Origin of the sequence: Azohydromonas lata (genome assembly GCF_034427735.1) — a bacterium.
Taxonomy (GTDB): domain Bacteria; phylum Pseudomonadota; class Gammaproteobacteria; order Burkholderiales; family Burkholderiaceae_C; genus Azohydromonas; species Azohydromonas lata.
On record NZ_JAXOJX010000007.1, the window covers coordinates 39,654 to 62,694 of the forward strand.

Genomic DNA, 23,041 nt, shown 5'->3' on the forward strand with positions numbered 1-23,041 from the left:
TGATCCTCCGTGCTCATCGCGCCTGCCCGGTGATGTGCTGCAGCAGCGCGGCGCCTGCGCTGGGCCAGGCGTCGCCGCGCCAGGCCACGTGCTGGTCGGGACGCAGCAGCGTCAGCCGCGTCGGGTAGAGGTTCGCCACGCCCGGTTCGCTGGGCTGCAGCACCGTCAAGGGCACGCCGCAGCGCTGGGCCTGCGCGCGGGCGGCGGCGATGGTGGGCTCGTCGGCATCACGGGCCAGCAGCGTGAAGCCGGGGCCGAAGTGGTCGTACAGCGAGCTGCCGTCGTGCAGCCAGGCATGGGGCGCCAGGCAGCCCGGGCGCGACGAAGGCACGTAGTTGATGAAGTCGCGCGCCGGCGCGGCGCTGCCGTCCGGCACGATCACCGGCGAGTCGTCGTAGCGGTAGCCCAGCACCACGCCCAGCGTGGCGAACTCGCGCAGCTTGGTGGCCTGGATGCGCGCGCCGACATCGCGCCGCAGCCGCTCGCCCCGCTCGCCGGCGTCCTCCAGGCCCTCGGCCACCAGTTGGTTGCCCAGCGTGGCGTGGTTGAGCACGGCCTCGTCCAGCACCCACTCGTGCACCGGGCGGCGCTCGGCCTCGTAGCTGTCCAGCAGGGCCGGGCCGCCCCAGCCCTGCAGCACCGCGGCCAGCTTCCAGCCCAGGTCCACGCCGTCGGCCACGCCCATGTTCATGCCGTAGCCGCCGAAGGGCGGATGCAGGTGGCACGCGTCGCCGGCCAGGAAGACGCGGCGCTCGCGGTAGCGCTCGCCCAGCAGGCGGCTGGCGACCCACTCGTCGCCGCTGAGCACCTGGTAGGGCAGGTCGATTCCGGTGGCGCGGCCAATCAGCGAGCGCGCGTCCAGGTCGGCCAGCCGCATGCCCTCGGCCACCTGCGTCGGCATGAAGAACCAGGTGTCGCCGCGGTCCATGGGGCCGATGACGCTGGGCACGTCGCGATTGACCTGCCAGTACATGATGGCCGGGCCATGCCGGTGCGCCTCGGCCAACCCGGGCGCCCGGAAGATGATGTTGTAGTTGCGCGAGAGGCCGTGCTGCCCCTGCATGCGAACGCCCAGCAGCTCGCGCACCGTGCTGCGCGCGCCGTCCGCGCCCACGAGGTAGTCGGCCTGCACGTCGAGGTCGCGGCCCTGCGCCAGGTCGCGCAGTCGCGCCCGCACACCTTTGTCGTCCTGCTCGAAGCCGCGCAGCTCGCAGTTGAAGCGCAGCTCGACGCCGGGCAGCGACTGCGCGTACTCGCGCATCACCTCTTCCACCGTGTACTGCGGCACCCACTGCGCATGCTCGGCGTACAGCGGGTTGCGGCCCGGGGCGCAGTAGAAGGCGTTGTCGAAGCGCGCGAGCGCCGGGCCGGCCAGGCGGGTGACGAACAGGACGTTGGACGGGTAGTCCGTACCCAGCGGCGAGGCCGCGCGCAGCCGGTCGGCCAGCCCCCAGCGGCGCAGGTGCTCCCGCGTGCGCACATTGGTGGTCTTGGCGCGCGGGGCCACGCCCACGCGCTCGTTGCGCTCGACCAGCAGGCACGGCACCCCGCGCCGGCCCAATTCGATGGCCAGCGCCAGGCCCACCGGCCCGGCCCCGACGATCAGTACCCTCGGCGGCGCCTTGCTTGAGGGCCTCTGTGAACTTGTCTCCGCCATCGTTCGACTCCTTGTGCCGCTTGATGCCTGTCAAGCGGATGGAGCGAACTCTAGAAACGGCCCACCGATCGCAAAAGATGGCAATAATTCTTCAGCGATACCTGAATCAGATCACTTACCCCACATGAAACTGCATGCACTGCGTGACTTCCTGGCCGTGGCCGAGCGAGGCGGGCTGCGGGCGGCGGCCCGCCACTTGGGCCTGCCCCAGCCCGCCATCACGCGCAGCATCCAGGAGCTGGAAAAGGAGCTGGGCGTCCCGCTGTTCGAGCGTGGCGCAAAGGGCGTGCGCCTCACCCCCATGGGGGAAGTCTTCCTGCGCCGAGCCAACGCGGTGCGCAGCGAGTTGCAGAAGGCCAAGGAGGAGATTGACCAGTTGCGGGGCCAGGCGCACGGCACGGTGACGCTGTGCCTGTCCAGCGTGCCGCACCTGGCGCTGCTGCCCAGCGCATTGCAGGCCTTCCGCAGCCGTTTTCCGGGGGTAGAGCTGCACGTGATCGACGCCGTGTTTCCCAACGTCGATTCGGCGCTGGTGGAGGGCCGCATCGACTTCTACGTGGGTCCCATGCCGGCCAGGCTGCCGCCGGAGCTGCAAGGCGAGAAGCTCTTCGACAACACGCGCATCATCATGGGCCGCAAGGGCCACCCGCTGGCGCGTTCACGCAGCCTGCGCGACCTCGTCGACGCGGAGTGGATCACCACGTCCATCACGTACAAGGCCGAAGAGGAGCTCGGCCCGCTGTTCGCCGAGCACGGCCTGCCGCCGCCCCGGCTGGTGATGCAGGCGCAGTCCTCACTGACCTTCCTAGTCACGATGGTCTATTCCGACCTGCTGATGATGGTGCCGGTGCAATGGGTGCAGTTTCCGCTGTGGCGTGACGTGCTGCAGCAGATCCACGTCGAGGAGCCGCTGCCTGCGCCGCCCATCGGTATCGTGCAGCGCGCAGGCCTTCCGCTGACGCCGGCTGCCGAGTACTTCTGCGACATGGTGCGGCGCGCCAGCGCGCAGATCCAGCAGACCGCTTGATGGGCGCAAGGCATCTTGTCTGCCACGCAACCAGTTGCCGGCCAGGCCTGCGGGACACAGGCCTTTTCACTTTTCACGTCGCGCCGTGAGATTTCCTTGTCGGCATGCGCTTGCTTGCCGCGGGCTGCTGCGCAGCACGGGCCTGGCGCAGCTTGCGCATGACCGCCGGCGCGCCGTGTAGGAACATGTCAACTTTCTGCTCGATACCAGCCTTGAGGTCCTCCGGCACTGGCAGACCGTACACCCACTTGCGCACACCCAGGTAGAAAATGGCCGCGTGCAGGCTCCAGATCAATTCGACTTCAGCCTCCAGCTCCATCTCACTGCTGGGTTCGTCGATGTCAAACGCTGCCCGCACCTCGGCCAGGACTGGAAGGAAGATCTTGTTGCGCAACTTGTCCAGGTACTTGGTGTTGATGCCTTCGCGCGTGAGGCCCGAGAAAATGAAGATGCGAATCCACTCCTCGCGCAGGATGACTGACGCGTAGTCCAGGTAGAAGGCGTACAGGCGCTCGGTCAGGCGCACGCTTCGGTCGGCAATGAGTTTTTCCCAATCGCGCCGCCACTTGAAAACCTCGCTGTAGACCCGGTCAATCAACGCTTCCTTGCTCTCGAAGTAGCGATACAGCAAGGGTTGGGTCACGCCAAGTTCCTTGGCCAGCTCCCGCGTGCTGCCGGCGAAGCCGTAGCGCGTGAAATGCTCAATGGCCTTGGCGACGATCTGCTGCTCACGTTCTTCAGGCTGCAGGCGCTGCCTAGGTCGCGCGGGCTTGTCGGTCTTTGCATCCATGTCGGCCCCTCTTGGAATCCTGCCGTTGCTGCCTGCACAAGAATGCCTGTGCCGGGTGCTAAAGGTCAGTCGATAAATTGTAGGCTTGAAGCGTGGCAGTCAACGGGGCGGGCTGCACGGCGAGGCCCATGGTGCCGGCACACCGTGACGCCCCCGGAAGCTTTGCATGCGTCCGGGGGCGCCGTTCGCCTGGATCAGGCTGGCTGTGAGGCCGCTGCCGCTTTCACGCCCAGCTCACTGACCACGAGCTGGCCGGCGTAGGCTCGCTGCTCATTGCTGGCGCGCTGCGACTTGTCCGTCACCGAGAACAGGTAGATGCCCGCGAATGCGATCAGCATCGAGAACAGCGCCGGGTATTCATAAGGGTAGATGGGCGCCGCGTGTCCAAGCACCTTGACCCAAACCGTCGGGCTCAGGATCGTCAGCGCCACGGCGCTCACCAGCCCCAGGCTGCCACCGATCACGGCGCCGCGGGTCGTCAGACCGCGCCAGTAGATGGACAGCAGGAGCACGGGGAAATTGGAGCTTGCGGCAATCGAGAACGTCAGGCTCACGATGAAGGCGATGGTCTGGTGCTCGAACAGGATGCCCAGGATGATGGCCAGCACACCTAGCCCAACCGTCGCGGCTCTGGACACCAAAAGCTCCTCGTGCTCGGTGGCCGTACCGCGGCGCAGCACGTTGACATAAAGGTCGTGCGAGACGGCCGATGAACCGGCCAGCGTGAGCCCGGCCACGACCGCGAGGATGGTGGAGAACGCCACCGCGCAGATGAAGCCCAGGAAGAGATTGCCTCCTACCGCATGGGCCAGGTGCACCGCGACCATGTTGACGCCTCCAATGATGGCGCCCTGCCCGCTTTGGTAGCGCGGATCGCTGGCGACCAGCGCGATGGTGCCGAAGCCGATGATGATGATCAGCGCATAACTGAAACCCACGATGCCGGTGGCGTACAGGATGCTCTTTCGCGCGGCCTGGACGTTGCCCACGGTGAAGAAGCGCATGAGGATGTGCGGCAGGCCGGCGGTACCGAAGATCAGCGCCATGCCCAGCGAAACCGCCGAGACCGGGTCGGAGACAAGCCCACCCGGGCGCATGATGGCGTCGTGCAATTGGTGCGTTGCCACCGCTTGGGTGAACAGCGCATTGAGGCTGAAGCCGAAGCGCTGCATCACCATGTACGCCATGAATACCGCACCGGTGAGCAGCAGCCCGGCCTTGATGATCTGTATCCAGGTCGTCGCCAGCATGCCGCCGAAGAAGACGTAGATCATCATCAGCAGGCCCACCAGAACCACGGCCGTCGTGTAGTTCAGGCCGAACAGCAGCTCCACCAGCTTGCCGGCGCCCACCATCTGCGAAACCAGATAGAGCAGCACGATCACGATGGAGCTCGATGCCGAGAAGGTGCGGATAGGCTTGCGCTGCAGCCGGTAGGAGACCACGTCGGCCAGCGTATAGCGGCCCAGGTTGCGCAGCGGCTCGGCAATAAGGAACAGGATGATCGGCCAACTGGCGAGGAAGCCGATTGAGTAGATCAGGCCATCGTAGCCACTGGTGAACACCAGCGCCGAGATGCCCAGCAGCGATGCCGCCGACATGTAATCACCGGCGATGGCCCAGCCGTTCTGCAGGGCCGTGATCTTGCCGCCGGCCGCGTAGTGGTCCTCCACGCTGTTGTTGCGCCGCGCCGCCCAGCGGGTGATGAACAGCGTGGCCAGGACGAACACGGCAAACATGCCGATGGCCGTGAGGTTGAGGCCTTGTCCGACCGCCGAGCCGGCCGCCAGCACGGGCAGCGGCAGCGCAAGCGAACCCAGGAGCGCGAGAACAGCGGGCTTCATTGACCGTCTCCCTGGCGCAGGTCGTGAATCATGGCGTCGTAGACCGCGTTGGCCCGGTGCACGTAGATCGCGACGAGGCCGAAGGTGAAGGCGAACATGCCAAAGCCGATCGGGATGCCCACCGTCATGGGTTGCGATTCCACGAGTCGCACGCCCAGCAGGTCCGGCCGGTAGGCGAGCGTGAGGATGTAGCCGAAGTAGACGCCCAGCATCAGGACGGTCAGTCCCCAGACGAAGCGCCGGCGGCTGCTCAACAGCAGATGAAAGCGCGGGTCCTTGCCGAGCGCCTCGCAAGTGGGGTCGGCGGAGGCCTTGGGCCATGAGGCCACCAGCGCAGCAGTGTGTTCCATGAGGTCTCTCCTGGTAGCGGTCCACGGCGGCAGCTTGCCGCCGCCATGGCGTGCGGATTCAGCTGAAGATGCGAGCGACGGCGGTTTCCCGCATCACGGCTTCCGGCGTGCGATAGCGCTCGGCCATCTGCCGCTCGCTTTCGTTTCGCAGTTGCGCCTGCATGTAAGCGCCGAGATGGCGGGCGTGCCGCACGATGGCCGCGCCCGTGGGCGTGCGGTCGTCGCTGTAGCGCTGCAGGGCCGCCGGCACATCGGTGCAGGCCTCAAGAGCCCTGGTGAGCGCCAGCGCGTCGCTGGCGGCCTTGGTCACGCCCATGCCGCAATGGGGCCGTGCCACGAAGGCGGCATCGCCCAGCAGCGCGACGCGGCCGAATGCCAGCCTGGAGCTTTCCAGATCGAAGATGGGCTGAAAGAAGAGGCTCTCGGTCTTTTGCACCACTTCCGCGAACTGCGGTGCGAGCACCTGCCCTGCCGCGCTGCGCGCGCCTTCAAGGATTTCGGGCCGGATATGTGGCGGCGGTATGCCGTCCAGCCAGACCTTGCCCGACGCGTCGGTCACCATGTCGCGCAGCGTGGTGGCCTGTGCTGCAGGCCGGTACCAGACGAAGTTGAAGCGACGCTTGCCGGGCTCGAAAGCGTTGCCCTTGCCTGCGACCGGGTAGGCAATCATCTGCTCTTGCGGTGGCAGACCAAAGGCAAAGTACGGAAACAGCTCCTTGAGCGTGCGCTCGCTCAACGCCGATTCCTCGACCAGCCCGCGCCAAGCGATGTAGCCCGCGTACGCGGGCCGCGCTTGCGGCAGCAGCATCTGCCGCACCGTGGAGCGGATACCGTCGGCGGCCACCAGCAAATCGGCCCGCGCGTGGTGGCCGTTCTTGAAGCACGCCGTGACGCCGTCGCCGTCCTGCTTCAGCGATTCGAGCTGCGAGCCGTTGTGGTAGCGCTCAGGCGGAAATGCCTCCTTGAGCACGTGGTACAGGCGGCCCCATGCGGTGAGTATCTGGGGCATGGCACGGCGCCCGGCGACACTGCCGTCGCTGTCCAGCGTCACGCGTTCCTTCACCGCCACGCCTATGGTTTCGTCCACGGTGACGCCGGCCATTGCCAGCGCATCCATCAGCTCCTGGTGCGTGACGATGCCTGCGCCGCGTCCTTCGAGCTCCTCGGCCACGCGCTCGTAGACCTCCACGTCCCAGCCCGCGCGGTGCAGCAGGTTGGCGGCAAACAGCCCTCCAAGCGAACCGCCGATGATGACTGCCTTGCGTCGTGTTTCCATGCTTGTCTCCTGTGGTGCCTTGTGGGCTCAGTGCTGAGCTTCCTGCAGGGCCCGCGCTTCGTCGGCGGGAAAGTTCAGTTCGATCGTGATGCCGGAGGGGTCCTCCACAAACACCTGGTGCAAGCCCAGGCCGGGGACGGTTCGCTCCCGGTACGGCAGCGCAGCGCCATTGAGCCGCATGCGCATCGTGCGCAGGTCGGTGGCAAGAAAAGCCAAGTGGTCCACCGCGGCGCTGCCATGCAGTGAGGCGCTGGCCTTGTCGCCCAAGTACTGCGCCAGTCCCTGTGGATCGCTTTCGTCGATGCCGATGATGTGAACCACGCCAAACTCGGCTTCATCTCCGCCGAGGTAAAGCCACAGGCCCGGGAAGTTGAAAGGGGGCCGGTACCCCGCCTTGAAGCCGAGGATCTCGGTGTAGAAGCGGCGTGACGCTTCGATGGAGGCGGTGCGGACCGAGAAGTGGGCCAGCTTGCTGACGGGCATGGATGTCTCCTGACGCGCAATAAGTTATCGATGGATAAATAGTAGGCCGTCAAATCTCAAGCGGCAAGCCGGCATGCCGCGTGAAGGGATATGCCGGCAGGGCCTTGGCCCCTGCCCATGCCCATGCCCCTGCCCGTTACCGGGGAGCGGGTCGTGACGCGCAGGAAGAAGAAGGCATCGCCATCGGCATCACGGCCACGTCAAGCGAAGTGGATGGCAGCCAGCACGAAGCCGGCCATCCAAAGCGTCTCCACCAGCAGCAGCACGAATGGGCGCCAGCCGGCCCTGGCAAGCTCGCCAAACGACGTCTTCATGCCCAGCGCGGCAATGGCCATGACCAGGCAGCCGCGCGAGAGCTGGCCCAAGGCATCCTGCGCTTGCGGCGGCACCGCTCCAAGCGAGTTGATCACCACCATGGCCATGAACAGGTAGAGGAACCAGGGCACCAGGGAAGCCTTGCGCGTGCCGGCGGCATGGGCGTCCGCGCCAGCTTGGGCGGACTTGCGGAACGAAGCCGACACCACGATCACGACCAGCGACAGCATGGCCACGCGAAACAGCTTGACTATGGTTGCGTAGTCGCCTGTCTCCTGGCCCAGCATGTAGCCTGCGCCCACCACCTGGGCCACGTCGTGAATGGTGCCGCCAATGAAAAGCCCCGCCAGCTGCGGGTCGAGATGCAGCGCACGGGCCACCAGCGGGTACAGGATCATCGCAAGCGTGGACAGTGCCGTGACGCAGACCACCACGAGCAGCGTGAAGCGCTCGTGTTCCTTGTCGCGCGGCAGCACGGCCGAGATCGCCAGCGCAGCCGAGGCGCCGCAGATGGCCGTGGCGCCGCCCGCGAGCACGCCCTGGCTTGAGCTCATGCCCATCCTGCGTGCAAGCCAGACGCCCAGCGCCATGGTGGTGACGACCGCGGCAACGACGGTCAGTGCCGTGGTCCAGCCCAGTCCGGCGATCTGTGCAGCCGTGATGCGTGCGCCCAGGAGGCCGACACCCAGGCGAAGCAGCGTGCGCGAGCACAGCTCTATGCCGGGCCGGGTGCGGCTTTCGTGGCTGAGATAGTTGAAGCACACGCCCATCAGCAGCGCGTACAGCAACTGCGGGCCACCGTGCAGCGTGGACACGAAGGTGGCCGCCAGCGCGATGACGGCGCTCAGCAAGGTGCCGGGCAGATGTGCCTGCAACCAGCCGGCAGGGCGGGAGGTGCTCGTGGCCTTGCCCGGCGCGGACAGGGTCGCCACGGACAAGGGTTCACCGGAAGCGGGGGGTGTCGGTGACGTCATGTTGGGCGCGACAGCAGGTTGACGTAGTCGTGATGGGCCGTATTGACCGCCGAGACGCGATACTCCACGGGCTTGTCGCCAAACGTCAGCGCGGTGCGGTGAACCTGCAGCAGCGGCGTGCCCTCCGACACGCCGAGCACACGCGAGTTGCCGCGTTCGGCCAGGACGGCCCGCAGCCGCTCGGCCGCCCGCACCACGGTGATGCCGAACGCCGATTGGTAGAGCTGGTAGATCGTCCCGTCGCGCTCTGCAAAGCGCTTCTCGGTGAGCCCCTTGAAGTTCACGGCCGGCAGCACGATGCGGTCGTGCACCACCGGGCGGCGTTGCAGCAGCAGCCGGTTCTCGATCTCGATCACCGGCTCGCCCGTCCTGATGCCCAGGGCCACGGCAGCATCCTCCTCGGCGCGGCCACGCCTGAAGCCGGCCAGCTCCACCACGGGCACTTCCTTGAGGCCGTCACAGCGCTCAACGTGGAAGAACTGGAACAGGAAACGAGCCTGGTCGTGGGTTGCAACAAAGGTTCCCCGGCCCTGGCGACGCACAAGGATGTGTTCGGCCACCAGTTCGTCCACGGCCTTGCGCAACGTGCCTATGGACACGCCGAACGAGGCGGCCAGTTCGGTCTCGCTGGCCAGTGCCTGGCCGGGCGGGCACTGGCCGGCCTCAATGGCCTGCAGCAGCCCGCGCTTGACGGCGCGGTACAGCGGCATGCCCAGGCCGCCTGGGTCCACGGGTTCGAACATCGGCTGGGCCCGCCCGCGAGCGGAATGAGTGATGAGCTGGTCCATGGGATGGACTGTTGGCGGCTTCTTCATTTCATGCAAGTCATCTATATGACCTGTTTGACCGTCGGAAAACGCAAAGCCTAGAGTGACCTCCATCCCAACACCCGACGAAGGGGACAAACCGATGATTCATTTCGTGTTGCACGACGCCAAGGACACCGTTGCGGTCGTCGTGGTTGAAGGCGTCAAGGCGGGCACCGAGCTGTCCGGCTGGATCATGGATGAGAACAAGTCCACTTCCGTGATGGCGAGGCAGGACATTCCCATCGGCCACAAGGTGGCGCTCGTGGACATGCAGCCCGGCGACACCGTCTGGAAGTACGGCATCGACATGGGCAAGGTCGTGGCGCCCATCAAGGCGGGCGAACACGCCCACGTGCAAAACATCAAGACTAAGCGCTGGTAAACCCAAGAGGAGAACTGAAAATGGCAGTCATCGACCGCAACACGACTTTCCTGGGCTACCGGCGCGAAAACGGCCGCGTGGGTGTGCGCAACCACGTCATCATCCTGCCGCTGGACGACTTGTCCAATGCGGCGGCCGAGGCCGTGGCGCACAACATCAAGGGCACGATGGCCATTCCGCACCCCTACGGGCGGCTGCAGTTCGGGGCCGACCTGGAGCTGCATTTCCGCACGCTCATCGGCGCCGGCTGCAACCCCAACGTGGCCGCGGTGGTTGTCATAGGCATCGAAGATGGCTGGACCAAGAAGGTGGTGGACGGCATCGCCGCCACCGGCAAGCCGGTGGTGGGCTTCGGCATCGAGGGCCACGGCGACCACGACACCATCCTGAAGGCCAGCAAGGCAGCGCGCGAGTTCGCGCAGTGGGCCAGCGAGAAGCAGCGCGAGGCTTGCGCCATCGGCGAGCTGTGGGTGTCCACCAAGTGCGGCGAGTCCGACACCACGTCGGGCTGCGGCGCCAATCCCACCGTGGGCAACGCCTTCGACAAGCTGCACCCGCTGGGCAATTACCTGTGCTTTGGCGAGACCTCGGAGATCACGGGCGGCGAGCACATCGTGGCCGAACGCTGCGCCAGCGACGCGGTGCGCGAGCGCTTCATGTTCATGTTCAACCGCTACCAGGACATGATCAACCGCCACAAGACGACGGATCTCAGCGAGTCCCAGCCTACCAAGGGCAACATCGCCGGCGGCCTCACCACCATCGAGGAAAAGGCGCTGGGCAACATCCAGAAGATCGGCAAGAAGTGCACGGTGGACGGCGTGATCGACAAGGCGGAGATACCCACGCACCCGGGCCTGTGGTTCATGGACTCGTCCTCCGCCGCGGCCGAGATGGTGACGCTGTGCGCGGCGTCAGGCTACGCGGTGCATTTCTTCCCCACGGGCCAGGGCAACGTCATCGGCAACCCCATCGTCCCGGTCATCAAGATCTGCGCCAACCCGCGCACGGTGCGCCTGATGAGCGAGCACATCGACGTCGATACCTCAGGCCTGCTGCAGCGGGAACTGACGCTGGACCAGGCCGGTGACAAGCTGCTGGAGTGCATGCTGCGCACCGCCAACGGGCGGCTGACCGCCGCCGAGGCGCTGGGGCACCGCGAGTTCGTTCTCACGCGCCTCTACGAGAGCGCGTAACGCGCCCGCCGGCCCTGCTCCCGCAGGGACGCCGTCCGCGGGGCCGTGGCGTGTGCCGTGGCCTCGCTCCGATGTGACCTCTCCCGCCGCTGCTTGCGCCGTGGCGAAGCTCATGAACATCCTCATCTGTGAATTCATGGACGAGCGCGCCGTCGCTCGCCTGCAGGCGGCCCACCAGGTCGTTTACGACCCTGCCCTGGTGGACGATCCGGCGCGGTTGTGGCGCGAAGCGGTCCAAGCACACGCCCTGGTGGTTCGCAACCGCACACAGGTTCGTGGCGAGCTGCTTGATGCGCTGCAGCGTTGCAAGGTGGTGGGCCGCCTGGGTGTGGGCCTGGACAACATCGACGTGCCGGGCTGCGAGGCGCGCGGCATCCAGGTCATGCCAGCCACCGGTGCCAATGCGCTGTCGGTGGCCGAGTACGTCATCACCAGCGCACTGGTGCTGCTGCGCGGAGCGTGGCTCAGCACACCAGCGGTGGCGGCCGGCAGTTGGCCGCGCGCTGCGCTGTCCGGCGGACGCGAGCTTGCCGGCAAGACACTGGGCCTGGTGGGCTTCGGCTCCATCGGCCAGCTCACGGCCCGCCTGGCTCAGGCGCTGGGCATGAACGTGGTGGCCCACGACGTCCTGATGGGCGAGCAGCACCCGGCCTTCAACGGCACCGGCGTGCGCAGCGTGGGCCTGGACGAGCTGGTGTGCACGGCGGACGTCGTGAGCCTGCACGTGCCTCTGGTCGAGTCAACGCGCGGCCTGTTCGACGCGCGGCGCATTGCCTCCATGAAGCGCGGAGCCGTGCTGGTCAACACCGCGCGCGGTGGTGTGGTGGACGAAGCCGCCCTGGCCGACGCACTCCGGGCGGGCCACCTCGGGGGCGCGGCGCTGGACGTGTTCGCCACCGAGCCCTTGCCCGCGGCGGTGTACTTCCAGGACTGCCCCAACCTGCTGCTGACGCCGCACATCGCGGGCGTCTCGGCCGAATCCAACGAGCGGGTGTCGTTCCTGATCGCCGACAAGCTGCTGGAGGTGCTGTCCTGATGGCCACGACTTTAAGTTTGGAGGAGGCGCGCCATCTGGCGGCCCAAGCGCTGGAGCGCGCCGGCGCCAACCCGCGCATGGCTGATGCCACCGCGCGCGCCCTGGTGCTGGCCGAGGCTCAGGGCCTGGGATCGCACGGGCTCTCGCGCGTGGCGCAATACGCGACGCACCTTCGCAACGGCCGCGTCGACGGAAGCGCCGAGCCGCGGCTGCTGAAGGGCCGGGGCGCAACGGCCTTGGTGGATGCTCAGGATGGCCTGGCCTTCCCCGCCTGTGAGCTCGCCGTGGCCGAGGCGATGGCCCGCGCCCGCGATTTCGGCGTGGCCTTTGCCGGCGTCACGCGCAGCCACCACGGCGGCGTGATGGTGGACCACCTGCGCCCGGTGGCCGAGGCCGGTTTGGTGGGGCTGGCCTTCGCCAACTCGCCCGCGGCCATGCCCGCCGCGGGCGGACGCCACCCCATCTTCGGCACCAACCCGCTGGCTGCGGCCTTTGCCCGCCGGGGCCAGGATGCGTTGCTGGTGGACTTGAGCCTGTCCGAGGTGGCGCGCGGCAAGTTGATGCTCGCGGCCAAGGAGGGGCGCTCCATTCCACCGGGCTGGGCGCTGGACAAGGACGGCCGCCCCACCACCGACCCGAAGGCGGGGTTGGAAGGTTCGATGCTGGCCATCGGGGCCGTGAGCAGCCCAAAGGGCGCGATGCTGGCGCTGGTGGTGGAGCTGCTCGTGACCGCGCTCATAGGCGCCAACTACGGCTTCGAGGCCTCCAGCTTCTTCGTTGACGAAGGCAACCGCCCTCGCATCGGCCAAGCCTTCCTGGTCATCGACCCCGGCGCCTTGGCTGGGGCCGACAGCTACCTCGACCGTGTCGAAGTGCTCGTCCACGAAATGCTCGCCGACGAGGGCGTGCGGCTGCCGGGAGCGCGGCGCGAGGACTTGCGCCGGTGCGCCCAGGCACAAGGCATCGCCGTCACGGATGCCGTGCTGGAGACGCTCAGGCGCTGAACACCCGCGCAGTGAAAGCAAGACAGACGAAAGGACAAGCGCGGTACCGATCCAGTTCCCAACCCGACCCGCCCGCTGGGCGGGCCCTCGATGGAGGAGACATCCATGGACGAACAGACCTTGAACATGAGGCGTCGTCGAATGCTTGGCATGACCCTGGCGCTCACCGGTGCGGGGATGCCCCTGCCCGGCTGGAGCCAGGGCGGCGAGTTCCCCAAGCCTGGCACGCCCATCCGCTACGTGGTGCCTTTCCCGCCTGGCGGGCTCACCGACGTGATGGCGCGCGCGGTGGGCCAGCAGCTCGGCGAGCGCTGGAAGACCACGGTCGTGGTGGACAACCGCGCCGGCGGCGGCGGGCAGATCGGTGCCGACACGGTGGCCAAGGCCCCTGCCAATGGCCACACGCTGCTGGCCATCACGCTCACGCACGCGGTGAACTACTCGCTGTTTCCGGGCGCCAGCTACAACTTCGTGCAGGACCTGCGCCCGGTGGCCCTGCTGGCAGCTTCGCCCATGCTGGTGGTGGTTGCGGCGTCCAGCCAGATCAAGAGCTTCAAGGACCTGATGGAAGCGTCGAAAGGGCGCCAACTCAACGGCGGCTCCAGCGGCAATGGCACGCCACCCCACCTGACGCTGGCGCTGTTCAACCAGCTCAACAAGTCCGCCATCCAGCACGTGCCCTACAAGGGCGGCACGCCCTGCATCCAGGACCTGATGGGCAACCAGCTTGACGTGGTGTTCTCCAACTTCCCGGAGTCGGTGGCGCACGTGAAGTCCGGCAAGCTGCGCGCGCTGGCCCTCTGCAGCGCGGCGCGCAATGCGCTGGTGCCTGACGTGCCGACCACCGCGGAGCTTGGCCTGGCCGAGCTTCAGGTCGAGAACTGGACCGGCATCATGGCCCCGGCGCGCACGGCCGATGCCGTGGTGGACAAGCTCTCGGCCGAGGTGGTGCGCATCATGCGCACGGCCGACATCGAGGAGCGGGCCCGGACGCAGGGCTTCCGCGTGGACGCGCGCGACGCCCAGGCCTTTGCGCCCTACCTCAAGGCCGAGGTCGAGCGCTGGGGCCGCCTGGTGAAGACGGCCAACATCACGTCGCTGTAGGTACACGCCGGACCCGGAATGTGCGCAAGCGGCGCCTTGAACGCCGCTTTGTCGGCGCGGCAGCCCCTGCAGCCGTCGTCTGCGGCCACGACGTGCTGGCATTGAGCGCGTTGCCGGCACTGGAGCAGTGGCATGGGGCAGCGGGCCAAGCCGTGTGGCGCCACTAGCAACATACGCGATGCGTTTGCACGCTTGTTGAAAACAGGCCCCTCTCCTGAATTCCTTTCACGACCGCCTCACATCACCTTCAAGTGCGGCAACGCAGACGAGGACGGGAAATAGTGGTTAACAAGTAACGCGTATGTTGTGATAACGCGGACGCCATGGAAGACGATGCGCCGGCCGCAGGCGGTCGTTGTGGCTGCGGCGCGGCGAACGGTGCGAGTGCACGCACCGTCCGCCGGCACCAGGCCTCAGCCGTGCTGCATGTACACGACGTGCGTTTCGGTGAACTCGTACAGGCCGTGCTTGCCGTCGGCACCGCCAATACCGGACTTGCGGCGCCCGGCATGGAAGCCCTGCATGGCCTCGAAATGTTCCCGGTTGACGTAGGTCTCGCCGAACTGCAGCTCGCGGCAAGCCTTCATGGCGTGCGACAGGTCACGGGTGAAGATGGACGAGGTCAAGCCGTATTCCGAGTCATTGGCCAGCGCAATGGCCTCGTCCAGGTCTTCAACGACCTGCACCGGCAGCACCGGGCCGAAAATCTCCTTGCGCATGATCTCCATGTCGCCGCGGCAACCCGCAAGCACCGTGGGCTCGTAGTGGAAGCCCGTGTCACGCTGCGCGCGGCGCCCGCCCTGCACCACCACGGCGCCTTCGGCGCGCGCGCGCTCCACCAGGCCCGCTACCTTGTCCAGCCCGGCTTGGCTGACCAGCGGGCCCATGTGCACGCCCGGTTCGGCAATCGGGTCGCCGTAGGTGGTGTCGGCCATCAGGCGCGCGATGCGGCTGGTGAGCTCGTCGGCCACCTGCCGCTGCACGTAGACCCGCTCGGCGCAATTGCAGACCTGCCCGGTGTTGATGACGCGCGACGCGTGGATGGCACGCGCGGCAAGCTCCAGGTCCGCGTCGGCCAGGACGATGGTCGGCGCCTTGCCGCCCAGCTCCAGGTTGACGCGCGTGAGGTTGCGCGCCGCGGTGGCCATGATGCGGCTGCCGGTCTCGACGCTGCCGGTGAAGGAAACGATGCCGACGTCGCGGTGCCCGGCCAGGTGCGCACCGGCCACCGCGCCCGTGCCGCCCACGAGGTTGAAGACGCCCGCGGGCAGATCGGTCTGCGCAGCCAGGCGCGCGAACTCGAAGGCATTGATGGGCGTGAGCTCGCTGGGCTTGATGACGATGGTGTTGCCCGTCACCAGCGCCGGCGCCATCTTGCGGGCGATGAGGAACAGCGGGAAGTTCCACGGCAGTATCCCCGCGGCCACGCCCACCGGCTTGCGCAGCATGAAAATGCTCTCGCCGGGGCGGTCGCTCTCCAGCACTTCGCCCTCGATACGGCGCGCCCACTCGGCCATGTAGTCCAGGTAGTCGGCCGTGAAGTCCACCTCCACGCGAGCCAGCGACAGCACCTTGCCCTGCTCGCAGGTCAGCGTGCGGGCCATCATCTCCTTGTGCTCCCGCAGCTTGGCGGCGATGTCGCGCAGATGCCGCGCACGCTGCACCGCGGGCAGCCGCGCCCACGCGGGCTGCGCCTTGCGCGCCGCCTCCACGGCCTGGTCCACCACCCAGGCCGGGGCATCGGGCGTTTGCGCCAGCAACTCGTGCGTGGCCGGATTGCGCACATCCATGAGTGCGCCGCCCGTGTTGGCGAGGAACTCGCCGTTGATGTAGTTGCGGTACTCGTTGATCATGGTCTTCAACCTTTCACGTGAGAGAAATGAGCGGCCCTGCACTCAGGCCGCCGGGCGTGCGAAGCGCTTGCCCATGAGTTCGGAGGCGAAGCCAAAGGCCACGCCGGCCAGCCAGGTGACGGACACGAGCAGCACCGTCTCGTCCACCTTGGCGCCTGCACCGAAGAAGGAAGCGGCGCCCAGGAACGCCGCGGGCGTGTACGCCAGCATCGGGATGTCAGCCATGGCCACCAGGACGAAGGCCAGCAGCGCCACCAGGCCCATCAGCCAGGGCAGGCCGCCGCCCAGTGCGGCAACGGCGGCCATGGTGGCGGCCGTGAGCAGCACCCCGGCCAGGCCGCCGGCCACGGCCTTGAGCGCGCCGCCGGCCCCGCCTCCAGCCGCGAAGAACGCGGCCCAGGCCACGAAGCCAATCCATGGGTTGAAGCGCAGCCCAGGCTGCCCAATGCTCAGGTAGACCCACAGCGCCACCAGCGTGGCGATGCTCAGTGCCAAGGCATGCAGAAGCTTCATGTCGTGTCTCCTTGTGTCGTATGTACCGTGAGTGGGCGCATCACCTGCCCAGCTTGAACACCATCACCGTGCCGCCCTGCGGCACCGTGGTCTTGTGCTTGAGCACGGCGTTGAAGGCGCCCTGCATGCGCTCCGCGTCCACCCCCCAGCCGGCCTGCACGGCGATGTACTGCTCGCCGTCCACCTCGAAGGACGAGGGCACGCCCGTCACGCCGGAGCTCGCCGGGAACTCCCACAGCATCTGCCCGGTCGTGGCGTTGAAGGCGCGGAACATGCGGTCGTTGGTGCCGCCGCCAAACACCAGGTTGCCTCCCGTGGCCATGAGCGGGCCCCAGTTCATCTCGGGATACTTGTGGGTCCAGACGTTCTTCTTGGCGCCCACGTTCCAGGCCTGCACCTCGCCGATGTGCTGGCGCGAGGCGTCGGTCATGCGCACGTTGGTGAGGATGTTGTCCAGCGACACGCCGATGTAGAGCTCGCCCTTGCGGTAGTTGACGGCCTCGCCCTTGAGCTCGGAGCACAGGTTGTTGTTGGCCGGCACGTAGAGCATGCCGGTCTTGGGGCTGTAGGCCTCGGGAAACCAGTCCTTGCCGCCCCACAGCGACGGGCAGAACGACACCGTCTTGCCCGTGCCCGGACGCTTGTCCTCGCGGTAGGTCGGACGGCCGGTGCGCGGGTCCACGGAGGCGAACACGTCCTGCTTGACGTAGGGCCAGGCGTCGACGAAGTTGATGCGGTCGCTGGTGCGTTCCAGGTGCCACAGGTAGCCGTTGCGCCCGGCATGCACCAGCGACTTCACCTTCTTGCCATTGCGCTCCACGTCGATGAGCAGCGGCGCCGACACCTCGTCCCAGTCCCAGGCGTCGTTCCAGTGGTACTGGTGGTAGCCCTTGAGGGCGCCGGTGTCTATGTCCAGCGCCAGCGTGGAGTTGGCGTAGAGGTTGTCGCCCTGGCGCGTGTCCGGCATCCAGGGTGCGGCGTTGCCGGTGCCCCAGTAGGACAGCCTGGTCTCAGGATCGTAGGTGCCCGTGATCCACACCGATGCACCGCCGTTCTTGTAGGTCTCGCCCGGCCAGGAGTCGCCGCCGGGCTCGCCGGGCGCGGGCACGGTGTAGGTGCGCCACACCTCCTTGCCGGTCTCGCCGTCCAGCGCCACGATGTAGCCGCGCACGCCGTACTCGCCGCCCGAGACGCCCACCACCACCTTGCCATTGGCCGCCAGGGGCGCCAGCGTGGAGTAGTAGCCCGCCTTCCAGTCGCCGATGGGTTGCTTCCACAACTCCTTGCCGCTCACCGGGTCCAGGGCCACCACCATGGCGTCGGTGGTGGCGAAGTAGAGCTTGTCCTTGTAGAGCGCCACGCCGCGGTTGGTCGGGTGCAGTTGCTGCAGCTCCTCCGGGATGGGCTTCTTGTAGCGCCACAGCTCGCGCCCGGATTTCGCCTCGAAGGCGATCACCTGGTTGTTCGGCGTGGAGATGTACATGTAGCCGTTGTTGACGATGGGCGGCGCCTGGTGACCCTCGCTCATGCCGGTGACGTAGGACCACGCCAGCGTCAGCTTGCCGACGTTGCGGTCGTTGATCTTGTCCAGCGGGCTGTAGCCCCAGCCCGCGTAGTTGCCGCGGTACATGAGCCAGTTGGCGGGCTCGGGATTGGCCATCCGCGCGTCCGTGACGGGCTCGTAGGGCTTGAGCTGGGCCTGCGCGGCGGCCGGCAGCAGCGCGGCCACGCAAGCGGCACGAAGAAGAGTGTTCAGTTTCACGGCGTCTCCTGTGGAAAGTTGTTTTGCTTGCATCAAGACCGCGGCAAGGCGCCGCGGTGTCCAGGCGCGGGCGCTCAGCCCGCCGCCTTGGCGCCCGGTGAAGTGCTGAATGGGCTGGCCACGGTGAGCAGCCCGCCATCAAGCTTCAAGGGCAGGTTGGGCAGGCCGCGCGAGGCGGGTCCGGCCACCACCTGGCCCAGCCGTGCGGGGTCGAAGCGAGAGAAGTGGCAGAAGCACAGCAGTGCCTTCTCGGCCTCGTTCCATTCGCTGACGTCGCAACCCTGGTGCGTGCACACGGCCGAGAAGGCCAGCACGCCGTCGGCGGCGCGCGAGCGCGCGGCGTCGTCCAGCCCAGCCGGGTCCAGCTTCACGAGCAGGACCTTGTTGAGGCGCGACCCGTCGCGCACCACGCCGGCGGCCGCATCGAAGGGAAACACCTGCAGCGGCTTGGCGCCGGGCTTGACGTCGGAGGCCACGAGCGGCCGGGGCGGCTCGTCGCCGGCGGCCAGCACCAGCCGGTCACCGGGCGCGGGCCGTTGCGAAGCGGGCTCGTCGGCCCGCGCCGGGCTCACACCGACCGTGGCCAGGCCGGCACCCAAGCAGGCGCAGGCGCCGCGGCGCAAGGCGTCGCGCCGTGCCGGGTCGGGCTCGCCGACGCGCACGGACGCCGGGCTGGTGATGAGTCGTTGCTGCTTCATGGTCATGCTCAGGAACTGCGTTGGAGGCAGCCCCCTTTGCGCAAGGCCCATGCCACGGCCCGGCAGCGTCCGCCAATCAGCCGCTCAAGGCATTTTTTCGTTGAACATCAATGGGTTGCACGGGCATCTCGGGGTTTGCGCCAATGTTGCGCGGGCGGTGTACACCTGATGCGCGGCCGCACTGGGCCGGCTACAGGTGATGCGTGCCCCCTACGCCGCAAGCCCTGTGCAGCCTTGCCGACTGCGGGCCGATACCGACACGCCGGCGCCGCCGTCTCGCATACAGTGCGCGGTTCGCGACGCGGCCCCGGGCCCCGCAGTCCGCGATGCGGGGCAGGCGCCGCCTCGTCACGCGTGGCGCCTGGCAGGCCGTTGCGACACCCCGAACCCGAAGGAGTTGCCGTGTCGAATTCCTCCGACCTGCATGTTGATCGCGTACTGCGTGCCGCCAGCGGCGTGGTGCCCTCCAGCGATACGCCTGACAGCTTGATCCACCGCTCCTGGCACCGCTGCTACCACCAGCACGGCCTGGACCCGGCCGACTGCTTCGACCCTTGCGTGGAAAGCGCCTCCCGCGTGCGCACCTCGCGCGAGCGCATGGAGGAGTACCTGCAGGTCGCCCGCAGCGGCATGGAGCAGTTGTTCAAGCACGTGGTCGACCTGGGCTACGTGCTGCTGCTCACGGACGCCGAGGGCATCACCATCGATTACATAGGCAACGACACCTGGGCCCGCGACGCGCAGCGCTTCGGCCTGTACCTGGGCGCCAACTGGCAGGAGCACATTGCCGGCACCAACGGCATAGGCACCTGCATACAGGAGCAGACGGCCCTGACCTGCCACAGCGCGGACCACTTCTATGCCAACAACACTGGCCTGAGCTGCAGCACCACGCCGCTGTTCCACCCGGACGGCCGGCTCATGGGCGTGCTCGACGTTTCGGCGCAGGCGCAAAGCGATGCCCGTGAAAGCCAGCACCTGGCGCTGCACCTCACGCGGCTGTACGGCCGCATGATCGAGGACGCCACGTTCATGCGCCATTTCCGCGACCGCTGGATCCTGCGCCTGGCCACCAATTGGGCGCTGGTGGACGTGACCGGCGACATGCTGCTGGCCTTCGACGCGGACGGCGTGCTGCTGGGCGCCAGCGCCGCGGCCCGGCAGTGGCTGCGCGCGCTGCCGCCGCGCCGCGGTGCCGATGCGGTGGTTGGGCGCCATCTCATGGATCTGTTCGACTGCACCATGGACGACATCTGGCGCCTGGCCCGCGCGCCGGATGCGATGGAGCGTTCGCTGCTCTCGCTGGTGGATCAGCGCAGCTACTTCAGCAGCGTGATCGTGCCGCGCGTGCGTGCCGTGGGCGACGGCCCCTTGCGGGAAGCGGCCGAACCCGCCGCGTCCGTCCCCGTGGGTGCCGCGCTGCGCCGCCTGGCCGGCGAGGACCGGAAGATGCGCGCCCTGCAGCACCAGGCGCAGCGCCTGGCCAACCGGCGCATCAACATCCTCATCCAGGGCGAGACGGGCAGCGGCAAGGAGGTCTTCGCCAGGGCACTGCACGAGTCGAGCGAGCGCCGCCACAAGCCTTTCGTGGCCGTCAACTGCGCGGCCATTCCCGAGTCGCTGATCGAGAGCGAGCTGTTCGGCTACACCGCCGGCACGTTCACGGGTGCACGCAGCAGGGGCATGAAGGGACTGATCGTGCAGGCGCACGGCGGCACGCTTTTCCTGGACGAGATCGGCGACATGCCGCTGCACCTGCAGACGCGGCTGCTGCGCGTGCTTTCCGAGCACGAGGTGTTGCCCTTGGGCGCCGAACAGCCCGTGCGGGTGGAGTTGACGGTGGTTGCGGCGTCGCACCGTGACCTGCGCCAGGCCATTGCGGCAGGCACTTTCCGCGAGGACCTGTACTACCGGCTTTGCGGCGCCACGCTGCTGCTGCCCAGCCTGCGTGAGCGGCAGGACCTGGACTACCTCATCCACCTGATCCTGGAGGAGGAGGGCCGCGAGGCCGGTGTGCCCGCCGCGATCTCTGACGAGGCGATGGCCCTGCTGCGCCGCTGCCCATGGCCGGGCAACATCAGGCAGTTGCGCAACGCCCTGCGCTACGGCCTGGCGCTGTGTGACGAGGCGGGCATCCTCACCGAGCACCTTCCGCCGGAAATCGGCGCCGGCATGCCGCACGCTGCGCCCACCTTGCAGGCCCCGCCGGCCGCGCCCATGGCCGATCGGCCGGCGCCGCCGCCCGCCATGGCTGCGGCGCGTCCACCGGAAGCGGAGCGCCTGCAGGCGCTGCTGCACGCCCACCGCTGGAACATCACGGCCGTGGCTGCAAAGACGGGGCAGTGCCGCACGACCATCTACAGGCAGATGAAGCGTTTCGGCATCGTCTCCCCCGTGGACGCAGGCAACACGCCGCATTGACGCTTCGCGGCGGTTCCAGGCAACAGGCACGCGCACCGTGCCGCTTTGCGACGAGCGCCACCCTGCCCTGCGCGGTGCTCATGGCAAAGGCAAGGCGATGCCGTGGGCCAGAAAGACTTCCCGGACCACGGCCAGGCCGTTGAGCGCGGCAGGAAAGCCGGCATAGACCGCCATCTGCATCACGGTCTCCACGATCTGGGCCGGGCTGCATCCCACGTGCAGCGCGGCGTGTATGTGCACGCGCAACTGCGGCGCGGCGTTGCCCAGGGCGGTCAGCGCCGCCACCGTGGCGATCTCGCGCTCGCGCAGGCCCAATGAGCGCCGCGCGTAGATGTCTCCAAAGGGAAACTCCACCAGGTAGCGGGCGAAGTCAGGAAACGACTCCGCCAAATCCTGGACCACGGCCACGCCCTGCGGGCCGTCCACGCGCTGCAGGCATTCCAGTCCCTGCCGGTACCGGTCGGCGTGCGGCAAATGTTCAGGCGTCATCTCAGCGTCCTTTCCAGTGGTTGACAGCGAGGTCACGGACTCTGCGCCTGCGGGCCACGTAAGAGAATTGCTGTTTCGCTGATACCGGATGCGTATGAATGGCCCACTCGACTCTCGTGCCCTGCGCCTGTTCGTCGCGGTGGCACGGACATTGAATTTCCGGCAAGCCGCCGAGATGCTGCACCTGTCACAGCCGCCCTTGAGCCGCGCGATTCGCGAACTGGAGCTGCGCTTGGGCGTCGGCCTCTTCGAACGCAACACCCGCTCGGTGGCCTTGACCGCCGCGGGTGCGCTGCTGCTGCCGCGGGCGGAGCACATCCTGCGGCTGCTGGATGAGGCGCACACGGCGGTGACGGCAGCCCACGGTGCAACGACCCTGCGCATCGGCCTGACCACGGCCCTCGAACCGCCCTGGTTCGACGGACTGGGCGAGCGGTTGCAGGCGCAATGGCCCCAGGCTCATGTCGAGTTGTGCTTCGCCAGCTCGCCGCAGTTGGTGCGCCAAGTGCGCAGCGGACGGCTGCAAGCCGCCTTCATCGCGCTGCCGACGGAGTCTCAAGGGCTGCAGGTCGAGGAGCTGGAGCGCTACGCGCTGTACGCCGCCCTGCCCTGCGCCCACCCGCTGGCCCGCCACAAGCGTCTCAGGCTGGCCCAGCTCTCACAGCAGACCTTGTTTTGGTTCGAACGCCGCCGCCAACCTGCGTTCCATGACCACTGCCAAGCGGTGTTCAAACGCAGCGGACTGCAGGCGCGCCAGTGGTTGACGGAGGCGATGGAGCACCATGTGCTGCTGGCCGAGGTGGCGGCGGGCAAGGGCATCGCACTGCTGCCCTCGACCTTCCGCGCACTGCGCCGCCAGGGCGTGGCGTACCGGCCCCTGGCTGAAGGCCTGGAGCTGTCGGTCGGCATCGGCCTGTGCCTGCCGCCCACAGGCAGCGCGCTGCGCGGGCCCCTGCGCAGCGCCAGCGGCTTGCCCCAGTCTCGCCTCGCTCAATCGGAAACGTGATGGCCGACAGCCGGCGTGCCCGAACAGGAACAGCGTGCATGTCGGCTGCTTG

The 23,041-nt window shown here is 67.7% G+C and carries 21 protein-coding genes; 8 read left to right on the forward strand and 13 right to left on the reverse strand.

The window, feature by feature from the left end; genetic code table 11:
- Positions 1 to 13: 13 nt before the first annotated feature.
- On the reverse strand, positions 14 to 1,657 hold the full coding sequence (locus SM757_RS06590; RefSeq protein WP_322464853.1) for an FAD-dependent monooxygenase: 1,644 nt from the start codon (positions 1,655 to 1,657) through the stop codon (positions 14 to 16).
- 124 nt (positions 1,658 to 1,781) lie between these two features.
- Here SM757_RS06590 and SM757_RS06595 point away from each other — a divergent pair, with 124 nt between their 5' ends.
- Complete coding sequence (locus SM757_RS06595; protein ID WP_322464854.1) at positions 1,782 to 2,684, forward strand: LysR family transcriptional regulator; 903 nt, start codon at positions 1,782 to 1,784, stop codon at positions 2,682 to 2,684.
- 73 nt (positions 2,685 to 2,757) lie between these two features.
- On the opposite strand, the gene SM757_RS06600 is transcribed toward SM757_RS06595, so the two are convergent.
- The 7 genes from SM757_RS06600 to SM757_RS06630 all read right to left on the reverse strand — a co-directional run bounded on the left by SM757_RS06600 (position 2,758) and on the right by SM757_RS06630 (position 9,504).
- On the reverse strand, positions 2,758 to 3,474 hold the full coding sequence (locus tag SM757_RS06600; protein ID WP_322464855.1) for a TetR/AcrR family transcriptional regulator: 717 nt from the start codon (positions 3,472 to 3,474) through the stop codon (positions 2,758 to 2,760).
- 194 nt (positions 3,475 to 3,668) lie between these two features.
- Positions 3,669 to 5,318 (reverse strand): cation acetate symporter, encoded by a 1,650-nt coding sequence (locus SM757_RS06605; protein ID WP_322464856.1) that lies wholly within the window; start codon positions 5,316 to 5,318, stop codon positions 3,669 to 3,671.
- The gene (locus SM757_RS06610) at positions 5,315 to 5,668 is read right to left on the reverse strand and encodes a DUF485 domain-containing protein (protein WP_322464857.1); all 354 of its coding nucleotides are present in this window, start codon (positions 5,666 to 5,668) and stop codon (positions 5,315 to 5,317) included. Before SM757_RS06610 ends, SM757_RS06605 begins: the two co-directional genes overlap by 4 nt.
- 58 nt (positions 5,669 to 5,726) lie before the next feature.
- Entirely contained in the window at positions 5,727 to 6,944 is a 1,218-nt protein-coding gene (locus SM757_RS06615) for an FAD binding domain-containing protein (RefSeq protein ID WP_322464858.1), read from the reverse strand.
- A gap of 27 nt (positions 6,945 to 6,971) precedes the next feature.
- Positions 6,972 to 7,427, reverse strand: a complete 456-nt coding sequence (locus tag SM757_RS06620; protein WP_322464859.1) for a VOC family protein — start codon at positions 7,425 to 7,427, stop codon at positions 6,972 to 6,974.
- Positions 7,428 to 7,627: 200 nt separating this feature from the next.
- Positions 7,628 to 8,674, reverse strand: a complete 1,047-nt coding sequence (locus tag SM757_RS06625) for a YeiH family protein (protein WP_066339853.1) — start codon at positions 8,672 to 8,674, stop codon at positions 7,628 to 7,630.
- Between the two features lie 38 nt (positions 8,675 to 8,712).
- The gene (locus SM757_RS06630) at positions 8,713 to 9,504 is read right to left on the reverse strand and encodes a GntR family transcriptional regulator (protein ID WP_322464860.1); all 792 of its coding nucleotides are present in this window, start codon (positions 9,502 to 9,504) and stop codon (positions 8,713 to 8,715) included.
- Between the two features lie 121 nt (positions 9,505 to 9,625).
- Between SM757_RS06630 and SM757_RS06635 the strand changes: the two genes are divergently transcribed.
- From SM757_RS06635 to SM757_RS06655, 5 genes are all read left to right on the forward strand, one after another.
- Positions 9,626 to 9,907, forward strand: coding sequence for an SAF domain-containing protein (locus SM757_RS06635; protein WP_066339809.1), 282 nt, complete (start codon positions 9,626 to 9,628; stop codon positions 9,905 to 9,907).
- Between the two features lie 20 nt (positions 9,908 to 9,927).
- Positions 9,928 to 11,103, forward strand: coding sequence for a UxaA family hydrolase (locus SM757_RS06640; protein WP_322464861.1), 1,176 nt, complete (start codon positions 9,928 to 9,930; stop codon positions 11,101 to 11,103).
- A gap of 112 nt (positions 11,104 to 11,215) precedes the next feature.
- On the forward strand, positions 11,216 to 12,139 hold the full coding sequence (locus SM757_RS06645; RefSeq protein WP_322464862.1) for a hydroxyacid dehydrogenase: 924 nt from the start codon (positions 11,216 to 11,218) through the stop codon (positions 12,137 to 12,139).
- Entirely contained in the window at positions 12,139 to 13,143 is a 1,005-nt protein-coding gene (locus SM757_RS06650; RefSeq protein ID WP_322464863.1) for an Ldh family oxidoreductase, read from the forward strand. Before SM757_RS06645 ends, SM757_RS06650 begins: the two co-directional genes overlap by 1 nt.
- A gap of 105 nt (positions 13,144 to 13,248) precedes the next feature.
- A complete protein-coding gene (locus SM757_RS06655; protein ID WP_322464864.1) occupies positions 13,249 to 14,247 on the forward strand; it encodes a Bug family tripartite tricarboxylate transporter substrate binding protein in 999 nt (332 codons plus the stop codon).
- A 413-nt stretch (positions 14,248 to 14,660) separates the two neighbouring features.
- Here the strand turns inward: SM757_RS06655 and aldA are convergent, their stop codons facing one another.
- The 4 genes from aldA to SM757_RS06675 all read right to left on the reverse strand — a co-directional run bounded on the left by aldA (position 14,661) and on the right by SM757_RS06675 (position 19,073).
- Entirely contained in the window at positions 14,661 to 16,100 is a 1,440-nt protein-coding gene (aldA, locus tag SM757_RS06660) for an aldehyde dehydrogenase (protein ID WP_322464865.1), read from the reverse strand.
- A 42-nt stretch (positions 16,101 to 16,142) separates the two neighbouring features.
- Positions 16,143 to 16,613: a DUF1097 domain-containing protein gene (locus SM757_RS06665; protein WP_066339822.1), complete on the reverse strand. Its 471-nt coding sequence runs from the start codon at positions 16,611 to 16,613 to the stop codon at positions 16,143 to 16,145.
- Positions 16,614 to 16,653: 40 nt separating this feature from the next.
- A complete protein-coding gene (locus SM757_RS06670; protein WP_066339824.1) occupies positions 16,654 to 18,375 on the reverse strand; it encodes a methanol/ethanol family PQQ-dependent dehydrogenase in 1,722 nt (573 codons plus the stop codon).
- Positions 18,376 to 18,449: 74 nt separating this feature from the next.
- Complete coding sequence (locus SM757_RS06675; protein ID WP_322464866.1) at positions 18,450 to 19,073, reverse strand: QcrA and Rieske domain-containing protein; 624 nt, start codon at positions 19,071 to 19,073, stop codon at positions 18,450 to 18,452.
- Between the two features lie 402 nt (positions 19,074 to 19,475).
- Here SM757_RS06675 and SM757_RS06680 point away from each other — a divergent pair, with 402 nt between their 5' ends.
- Positions 19,476 to 21,494 carry a sigma-54-dependent Fis family transcriptional regulator gene (locus SM757_RS06680; RefSeq protein WP_322464867.1) on the forward strand — a complete coding sequence of 673 codons (2,019 nt, stop codon included), beginning with the start codon at positions 19,476 to 19,478 and terminating at the stop codon, positions 21,492 to 21,494.
- Between the two features lie 78 nt (positions 21,495 to 21,572).
- Here the strand turns inward: SM757_RS06680 and SM757_RS06685 are convergent, their stop codons facing one another.
- Positions 21,573 to 21,983: a carboxymuconolactone decarboxylase family protein gene (locus SM757_RS06685; RefSeq protein WP_322464868.1), complete on the reverse strand. Its 411-nt coding sequence runs from the start codon at positions 21,981 to 21,983 to the stop codon at positions 21,573 to 21,575.
- A gap of 94 nt (positions 21,984 to 22,077) precedes the next feature.
- Between SM757_RS06685 and SM757_RS06690 the strand changes: the two genes are divergently transcribed.
- The gene (locus tag SM757_RS06690; protein WP_322464869.1) at positions 22,078 to 22,989 is read left to right on the forward strand and encodes a LysR family transcriptional regulator; all 912 of its coding nucleotides are present in this window, start codon (positions 22,078 to 22,080) and stop codon (positions 22,987 to 22,989) included.
- Positions 22,990 to 23,041 lie beyond the last annotated feature (52 nt).